General features: G+C 40.4%; 4 protein-coding genes. 1 reads left to right on the forward strand and 3 read right to left on the reverse strand.

Going from position 1 to position 10,030, the window contains the following annotated elements; genetic code table 11:
- Positions 1–3: 3 nt before the first annotated feature.
- The 3 genes from QMA08_RS04930 to QMA08_RS04940 all read right to left on the reverse strand — a co-directional run bounded on the left by QMA08_RS04930 (position 4) and on the right by QMA08_RS04940 (position 5,644).
- Positions 4–1,425 carry an HlyD family type I secretion periplasmic adaptor subunit gene (locus QMA08_RS04930; RefSeq protein ID WP_182693280.1) on the reverse strand — a complete coding sequence of 474 codons (1,422 nt, stop codon included), beginning with the start codon at positions 1,423–1,425 and terminating at the stop codon, positions 4–6.
- A complete protein-coding gene (locus QMA08_RS04935; protein WP_290173822.1) occupies positions 1,422–3,560 on the reverse strand; it encodes a type I secretion system permease/ATPase in 2,139 nt (712 codons plus the stop codon). Before QMA08_RS04935 ends, QMA08_RS04930 begins: the two co-directional genes overlap by 4 nt.
- 107 nt (positions 3,561–3,667) lie before the next feature.
- Positions 3,668–5,644 (reverse strand): TolC family outer membrane protein, encoded by a 1,977-nt coding sequence (locus tag QMA08_RS04940; RefSeq protein WP_039484695.1) that lies wholly within the window; start codon positions 5,642–5,644, stop codon positions 3,668–3,670.
- Positions 5,645–5,883: 239 nt separating this feature from the next.
- On the opposite strand from QMA08_RS04940, the gene QMA08_RS04945 reads away from it, so the two are divergent.
- On the forward strand, positions 5,884–10,030 hold a 4,147-nt coding region (locus QMA08_RS04945; RefSeq protein WP_290173823.1), incomplete at its 3' end, for a retention module-containing protein.

The raw sequence follows: 10,030 nt of genomic DNA on the forward strand, positions 1-10,030 counted from the left end.
TGCTTAACGCTCTGTCATTGCTTGCGATGTAGCTCTAAGAACTGGTTTTAAAAGATACTCAAGTACGGTTTTTTTACCGGTAATAATATCCACTTGAGTGGTCATACCTGGAATAATAGTCAGCTCTTTTGAAAAGTTATTTTTGGTGGTTTTTAGTTGCACCAAATAAAAGGTATTCTCACGATCATCTGTAATGGTATCGGCGCTAATATGTAAAACCTCTGCCTCAAGGCCTCCATATACGGCAAAGTCGTAGGCACTAAATTTTATCATCGCAGATTGCCCAGGGCGTAAAAATGCAATGTCTTTAGGCGGAATTTTTGCCTCTACTACAAGTTGATCGTCAAGCGGGACAATTTCCATAACATCGCTACCGGGCTGTAAAATACCGCCAACAGTATTAACTAATAATCGCTGTACAGTGCCTTTAACAGGAGAACGTATTTCGGTTTGAGTTACTTTATCGGCCAAGCCAGATTCAGTTTCTTTAATTGAATCTAGTCTAAGTAGCGCTTCGGATAGTTCATTGTTCCAACGGTTAATCATAACGAGTTCAACTTCGGTTACTTTATTTTTAGCTTCGTTAATGGCCGAAAGGCTCCTATTTATAACTGCCTTGGTTCTGTTTATCTCGCCGTTTAGATCAACTATTTGGCGCTCTAAACGAATAATATCTATATCTGAGATAGCGCCCGTGCGTAACAATGGGCGAGTAACAGAGAGCTCTCTGTTTGTTAAGCGCAGCGCGCTCGTATGCTGCTCAAGTGCCGCTTTGGCTTCAATATAATCTTGGTGTCGCTGCTCTAGTTGGCGTTTGTGAATACTTACTTGTTGCTCTAATTCTTGGCTGTTACTCAAATAAAGAGAACGTTCATGTTGCACAACTCTAGGCGCATTTTTAATAACAGACTCACTAAATACGAGCTCCTTTTTTTGAGTGAGTGCTCTGAGTCTCGCTACTTTTGCGCTTAACGACTCAACTTTGGATTGGTTTTCTCTAAAGCTAGAAATAAAGCGAGTAGGGTCTATTTTAATGAGTACATCACCCTCATTTACTATTTGCCCCTCTTTTACATTTATTTTTTCGACCATACCACCATCATAAGATTGAATAAGTTGTAATTTATTGGAGGGAATAACACGCCCCTCACCACGAGCAACTTCATCTAAATTAGCAAAGCCAGACCACACAATAAGGCATATAAACGTTAAACAAATTAAATAGAGCAATAACCTAGCGCTTGCTGGCTCCTGTTGCATTTTTTCCCACTGCGCATCGACTACCCAGTCTTGGCTGTTAGGCGGAGAAATCCATCCTTTAAATAGTTTATTAAATATTGATGGCTTGCCTTGTTTTCTTGCTTCTATTGCTCTGCTAACAGATTCAAAGGAGCGCTGTTCAAGTGGTTTTTTATTGTCACTCATGAGGCTTGCTCCACTGTCTTATTATTTAACGCTGCAATTACTTTTTGTTTTGGTCCATCAGCAACTACTTTTCCGTTATCTAAAACTATAATTCGGTCAACAAGCTCAAGTAATGATGAGCGGTGAGTCACCACGATTAAGGTTTTATCTTTAGAATAACCCTTTAAATTATTAATAATTTTACTTTCACTATTATGATCTAGTGATGAGGTTGGCTCATCTAGTAATAGTATTGGAGGGTCGTTAATTATGGCTCTTGCCATACCTACAGCTTGGCGCTGCCCACCTGATAATTGACGACCTTGCTCGCCTACTTGTAAATCAAATCCGTCTGGGTGCGAATTAATTAAATCAAATAATTGGCTTCGCTCACAGGCTTCAATAATTTGCTCGTCTTTGGCATGCCAAGCACTCATGGTGAGGTTGTCTTTCAAGGTTCCATAAAACAGAGCAACGGTTTGTGGTAGGTAGCCAATATTATGACGAAGCTCAGCTGGGTCAATTTGATGTATATCATTATTGTCCATCAAAATTGATCCTGAACAGGGTTCGTATAGTCCTAAAATAAGCTTTTCTAATGTACTTTTACCTGAGCCATTACGTCCTAGAATGGCGACTTTTTCACCTGCTTTAATTTTAAAACTAACGCCGTTGAGCGCATTATGCGATTCGTCAGAGTATTTAAAACATACATCTTTAAATTCTATATCGCCTTTCAAAATAGGGTGGCTTAACCAATGCTTACCAGGTGGACGCTCGACCTCTTTTTCCATAATCTCGTTCAGTGATTGCATTGCTATTGCGGCATGATGATATTGTGCTAAAACAGCGGCCGACTGCCCGATTGGGCCCATAGCACGAGACGATAATAGATAGGCTGCAATTAACCCGCCTTGAGTAAGCTCACCTTCAATAACGAGGTGTACGCCTATTATCATTATTATTACGCCTACGCATTGCTGTATCCATGATGCTGTATTTGATATAGAGCTAGAAACGAGTCGGCTATGTGCGTTTAGTTGTGCAATGTAAATGGTCGACTTTTCCCATACAGACTGTGTTTTACACTCTGAGTGAAAGCTCTTTACATCTTCAATATTGGTTAAGCTTTCGACTAATACAGCATTTCGCATTGAGCTTGCTTTCATTGTTTGTTCTGAAAGAGCCTCAAGTTTGCGGTGTGCGGCTATAGCGTAAGCTAATAATATAAGTGCGCCCGCGATAATAGGTAAACTTAGAGGTACGCCAATAATGGCAATAACAATTAAATACAAAACTACGAATGGTAAGTCGACTAATGCGACAAGTGTTATGGAGCTAAAAAAGTTACGTACAGCTTCAAATGATTGAATGTTGCTAGCAAAGGAGCCTGCGGATGATGGGCGGTTTTTTAGTTTCATACCTAATACCCGCTCCATTATTACAGCCGATACTTTGACATCTATCCTACTGGCAGCAAGCTCTACAAAGTAGCCTCTTACTAAGCGCAAAACAAAGTCAGCAGTGAGTGCTATTAAAATGCCAATGGCAAGTACCCATAAGGTTTCTGTTGCGTGGTTGGGTACTACGCGGTCATATACGTTCATTACAAATAAAGGCATAGCAACCGACAAAAAGCCCAAAGCAACAGCCGAAATAATTACGTCCTTATAAAGTGAGCGGCATTCTTTAATTACTCCCCAAAACCACCCGTCTTTTGATAGTTTTTCAAGTACAGGTGTTCGCTCATCAAATGCAAACTCTGGTTGAGCATAAATAACTAAACCTACACTGTTAGCAGCTAACTCATCAATGCTTTGTTCGATAACTGATTCTGTAAGTTCTGGGTAAATTACACTCACCAACTGTTTATCGTAATCAATAGAATTAATAACACAGGCTTGGTTATCTTTTAAAATTAAGATGGCAGGTAGCAGTGCTGTATTAATTTTTTGTAGTGGCTTATTAACTACTTTTGATTTAAAGCCAATGCGCTTTGCTGCGCGCGAAAAACCTGATGGAGTAAGATTTCCATCAGTTAGAGGAAGTCCATTTAATAGTGCTTCTCTTGAAAACTCTTTACCATGATGACGACATAAAACTGCTAGGCAGTCAACGAGGATGCCACCATGATCAAGTACATCGTTTAATTCCATACACCATCCAATGTTATGTAGAACTGCATACGATTGTTACTAGTAAACCTAAACTCGACTTAAATATTTCATGCCGAGTTTAGGTTATTTACATAACGTTAATTGACTTAGATATCAGTAATTACAGCTTCGATACGTCGATTCGCAGCATTTGCTCTTACTGATATTTCGTTTACACGTGGTTGATCGATGCCATACCCGAACGATTTAACACGTTTAGGTTCTACATCGAATTGCTTAATCAGAATTTCAGCTACGGCAAACGCACGTTTTTCTGATAGTTTACGGTTGTATATACGGTCTCCATCTAAAGAGGCATGACCTTGTATTTCAACCTGTTTAGTTGGGTTCTCTTTTAAAAAATCTGCAAGCCGACTAATTTCTTGAATATATTGAGACCTTACATCGCTTGAGTCAGCAGAAAAAGGAATACCAATTTCTATATTCGAGGTTGATGCGCTATAAATTGTACAACCAGATAAATCTACATTTGTACTCAACGGTGTGCTTGGGCAAGTGTCTTGCTCATTTGGTACACCGTCACCATCATCATCGGTAAAGCTGCTTGCTGTCGTGTCGGTTTCCAGCGGTATATCTAAGTACCTTGGCATAGCCGTTACACTCATGTATGCATTATCTTGCTTAGCTTTTTTTTGAAGAAATGCCTTGCGGCTAAAGGTGGTTGCTACATCGTAACTCGGACAGATATTTTGTGCGTTATGAACAATAGGGTCGTCAGTTAGCTCTTTTAATGTAGGGTATTTATCTGACATCACGTTAAGTGCTGGCAGTAATTTCCCCATTTCTTTTAGCATAGTTAAAATAGCTGATTGACGGTCATAAAGCGCCACTATGTATGAACGTGTTGATTGAAATGATTCGTTTTCGGCATCAAGCACGTCTAGTAGAGTTCGTTGGCCTATATCGAATTGATCCTTATATGCAATTTTAACTTTAGTTGATGATTCGCGGTGTTGATCAAGCGCCGGTAACTTTTGCTCTAATATAGTGACGTTGTAATAAGCAATTTGCAGACTCTGACGAATATCAATACAAGACTGATCGCGTTGATACTTTGCAATGTTTATATCCTGATAGGCTTGTTCTAAATTAGCATTATCAAGACCACCATTATATAAATTATAGCTAATATCGATGCCGACTCGCGCTTCTGTTCTGGTTTCATTTTGACCAAGTTCATCTCTATCTTGGCTACCGTAGCGGGCAGATAAATCTACGTTAGGATGAAACGCTGCTTTTTGTGCTTTTGCGTTCGCTTTTTGTGCTTCAATATTATACAAAGAGGCGTAAAACGAAGGGCTGTTTTTGTAAGCGACGTCTAGCGCTTGATTAACTGAAATTGGTATATTTTTTTCATCAAGGTCAGCTTGCTTTATGTCGTTCATAGGAAGCTCTCCTACAACCCTTAAGTAGCGAGCGCTTACATCATGTAAATTTGAGTACTCCGTTAATACGTTAGATTGTGCTAAAGATAAGCGCCCACTAATTTGTTCTAGGTCGGCAGCGCGCGCTACACCAGCTCCTACACTTTGTTCTATTTGTTGGTATACAGACTCGTGCTCTTGTAAATTTGCTTCTGCAAGTTGTACTAACTCTTTAAATTTTTGTACGTCAAGCAAGGCTATTGAGGCTTCAAGTGCTGTTTGTTCTGTTTGAGAAATAAGCTCAAAGTACCTAATGAGTTGAATGCGTTTAAAGCGATCAACAGTATTAGAGGTCCTAAAACCGTCGTAAAGCATTTGAGTAACACTTAACTCGGCTGTATTACGGTTATATTCTTCTTCAACACCGTAATTTCTTCTTTCATACCCCGCGCTTGCCGATACATCAACACTTGGTAAATAACCAGAGCGAGCAGCATCGACTCCATAAATCGAAGATTTAAAAGCATGCCATGCTTCTTGTACTTCAGGATTGTTTTCAATCGCTTTACTTGAGACATAGGTAAGTGGCATTGCTGATTGTTCATTTGCATGCACATAGTTTAGTAGAGTTGCGGCTGTAATCGTTAGTCCGATTAACATAGTCCCTTGATGTTTCTTAAAAGTGTTTTTTGTAATCATTTCTTCCTCTTAGATCCTGTTAAGACCGAAAATACTCCCTTTAGTATTTAGTAAAGGAATACTATTTTTGCAAGTAATCGTTTTGGTTAGCATAAAAAAAATTTTCTACCACTTTTCTGTTGATTTTTTATTTTTGAATTTTTCTTCTAAACCTGTACTTGAGTACAGTATCTATGTGGCTTTTTTGTCCTACCTTTAACTTATTAGATTGTTATTTTAAAAAGTTTGAGGGTACCAAAATGGAAGCAAATCAACTGGTAGTTATTGATATTCAAGGTTCGGCAGGTGTGGTGCTGGATGATGGGTCAATAAGAGCATTAAATGTTGGTGACACTATCACCGTGGGGGATTTAGTTGTTACTGCTATTAAATCGTCTCTACAAATTGATGTGCAAGGTGAAACCTTATCTATACCCGCAAATCAAAAGGTAAAAATAACACCAGACTTATTAGCGAAAGAAGCCAGAGATTCTAGCGAAACAACTGTTTTTGATGAAAGTTTAGATGAAGCAATCGCAAGCTTAGATTTAGGGGCAGAGCAAGACCCATCAACAGCGGCTAATTCTGATGTAACAGATTTTTTAGATGCGTTAGAAGGTGATGGGGACATTTTAGATAATTTAGAGGCAACAGCCGCTGGTGGCGGTAACGCTGCGGGTGCAGATGGAGGCAGTTCGTTTGTACAGCTAACCCGAATTTCTGAAAGTGTTGATCCTAGTAGTGTTACTTTTGATTCATCTTTTGATCAAGGCGCTACTGAAGCTTTTAATTTAAGAGATACCTCTGACGGTATTGTGCCTGATTCAACTACTGCTTCTATTTCACTTAATGAGCTAGGTATTACTAACTCATCACAACCAACAATCACCGGTACGAGCGATAACTTAATTGGCGAAACGGTTAATGTAACGGTAACTGATGTTGATGGAAACTCTCAAGTAGTTAGTGTTGTAATTGGCCCTGATGGTACCTTTGAAATAACCCTACCAACACCAATTGCTGATGGCCCTGTAACGGTTGTTGTTGAAGCGACAGATCCTGTTGGTAATCCTATAAACGACACTATTTCAATTGAGGTTGATACAACACCTCCACTTATTGCTATTGATCCTGTTGCCGATTCTGCTTCGCAAACAGTGACAGTGACAGGGACAGTATCTGGTTTGAATACTGGGGATAATGTATCAGTCACGTTAACGGATAGTGCAGGTACGGTACAAACAATAGTTACTCAAGTTGATGCTCAAGGAAATTGGGTAATTACTACCACCTCACCTTTATCTGAAGGGGAGTTTAACGTAAGCGCTGTTGCGATTGATGCAGCTGGAAATCAAGCTATAGACCAAGCTTTAGCGAATGTAGATTTAACTGCTCCGGTAATCACCGTAAATGTAACTGATGAAACAAATAACTCAACACCACCACTTGTTGGAACAACAAATGGTGTTCCTGAGGGCACGCAAGTAACAATTACTGTTACAGATAGTGCAGGACAAATACAAACATTAACTGCAGTTACCCAAGCTGATGGAAGCTGGAGTGTAGAAGTAGGGACTCCTTTACCTGAAGGTGATTTTACTGTTGATGCACAAGTAAGCGACAGTGTAGGAAACTTAGCATTAGCAAGTGATTCAGGAGTAATTGATTTAACGGCGCCTTCGGTACAAATTAATAATATTAACGACACTCAAGACACCACGCCAACGATTACAGGTAACGCGCAAGATGTACCTGCAGGCTCTATTATTAGTGTGGTTATTACCGATTTTGATGGTCAAACTCAAACATTATTAACCCAAACTAACGCTGATGGGGATTGGTCTATCGACGTAACTACGCCATTGGCTGAAGGGCAGTTTGAGGTTGATGCAAGTGTAAGTGATGCTGCAGGTAATCAAGCCCAAGCAAATAACCAAGGTGTTGTTGATTTAACAAACCCTGATATTACCGTTACTGCAATTGCTGATACTAACGATACTACACCAACATTTGTAGGTAGGGTGGAAGACGCTCCTGCGGGCTCTGTTATTACAGTATTAGTAACCGATATTAACGGTAACGTACAAACTTTAACTACTTTATTAAATGAAGATGGCACATGGAGTGTTGATGCTAGTGAAATCTTGCCAGGTGGTGAATTTACCGCAACTGCGTCAGTAACCGATGCTGCGGGTAATGAGGCATCTGCTCAAACAAACGGTGAAATAACGTTTGCTCCTATCTCAATTCAAATCGATGCAATTGCTAATACTAACGATACCACTCCATTTTTAAGTGGTAACACCGGTAATGTGCCTGCTGGTACAACCATTACTTTAACTATTACTGCAAGCGATGGCAGCACATTTACATTACTAGCAGTGACGCAAGAAGATGGTTCGTGGTCTGCACAAGTAACAACCCCACTGCCTGAGGGCGACTTTACTGTAGTTGCAGCGGTTAGAGATGACTCGGGCAATGAGGCGCAAGCAAGTGCAGTAGGTAATGTTGATTTAACTGTAAGTATTAATTTTATTATTGATACTAACGATACAACACCAACAGTTAGCGGCTCTACCCAAGACGTAGATCCTGGTGCGGTAGTAACCGTTACATTTACAGGAAGCGATGGCGTAGCAGAAACCGTGCAAGTAGTTACTGGTGCTGACGGAAGCTGGTCAGTTGAGGCAAGTAATGAATTAGTTGAAGGCCAGTTTAGTGTGGTTGCAACTGTAACTGATGCTGCGGGTAATACAGCTTCTGCAAGTGAAACTGGAGAAATTGATTTAACAGATCCTGCAATCACGATTAATCCTATTGAGGATACGAATGATGTAACCCCATCTGTAAGCGGTAATGTAATTGATGTACCTGCAGGGACCGAAGTTACATTAGTAATAACTGACAGTGAAGGTAATGAACAAACACTTACAACAACTACAAATACAGATGGTACATATACAGCGGATATTATTGCAGATCTCAGTGAAGGAGATTTCACAGTAACAGCGAGTGTTAGCGACACTGCAGGCAATAGCAGTACGGCAACTGTTACAGGTACGGTTGATTTAACCGCACCAAGTGTGACTATTAACAATATCGCAGATACAAACGATACAACACCTACTCTTACAGGCTCTACCCAAGGATTAGCATCGGGCAGTGAAGTGACTTTAACTGTTACTGATAATCTAGGGGCTGAGCAACAGTTAGTTACTACTATAAGTGCGGATGGTACTTGGAGTATTGAGGTTCCAACTGCTTTAAGCGAGGGGGATTTTACCGTAACTACTAATGTATCTGATAATGCAGGTAACGCAGCTCAAGATTCACAATTAGGCACAGTTGATACCACCCCTCCTTTAGTTGCAATAAATGACTTTGCTGATTCAAACGATACAACGCCTACATTTAGCGGAACAACAAGTGATGTAGCACCGGGTAGCCTTGTTAGTGTTTTAGTTACTGATGCAAATGGTGAGTCTCAAACATTGACGGCGGTTGTGTCAGAAGATGGAACTTGGCAAGTAGGTGCAACTCAAGCGGTTGCTGAAGGCGATTTTACAATTACAGCAACAGTAACAGACGCTGCGGGTAATGAAGCAAGCGATACTGTTAGTGGAACAATTGATTTATCAGCTCCAATTATAGCAATTAATACAATCCCAGATAGCGCCGATACTACTCCAACAATTTCAGGTTCTGTACAAAATGTACCAGCCGGAACAACTGTTACGTTAATCGTTACAGATGCTGGTGGTAATACACAAACAATTACAACACAAACGCTAGCTGATGGTAGCTGGACAGCCGATACTAATGAGTTAGTTGAAGGTGACTTTAGTGTTAATGCCATCGTTAGTGATGAAGCAGGTAACCAAAGTGAAGCTTCTGCACAGGGAACTATTGATAATACCGCACCAAATATTACGATTGATGCACTGGCGGATAGTAACGATACAACACCAACTATTTCAGGCACCGCAACGGGCGAACCAGAAGGCACGGTTGTTACTATTATAGTTACGGATGAAGCAGGTAACCCACAAAGCATAACCACAGAAGTACAAGCCGATGGCACATTTAGTGTTGATGTTCCAAATGAATTAAGTGAAGGTGAATTTACTGTTGAAGTATCGGTTACCGATACAGCAGGTAATGAAACTACCGCAACAACAACAGGCGAAGTTGATACTGCTGCGCCAACAGTTATTATTGACCCCGTAGGTGATACTAACGACACCACACCAACTATTTCAGGCACCGCAACGGGGGAGCCGGAGGGCACGGTTGTTACTATTACAGTAACTGATGACGCTGGTAACCCACAAATAATCACCACTGAAGTACAAGCCGATGGCACTTTTAGTGTTGATGTACCAAATGAATTAAGTGAGGGTGAGTTTA

The sequence above is a fragment of the Pseudoalteromonas sp. APC 3355 genome (assembly GCF_030407615.1).
GTDB lineage: Bacteria > Pseudomonadota > Gammaproteobacteria > Enterobacterales > Alteromonadaceae > Pseudoalteromonas > Pseudoalteromonas distincta.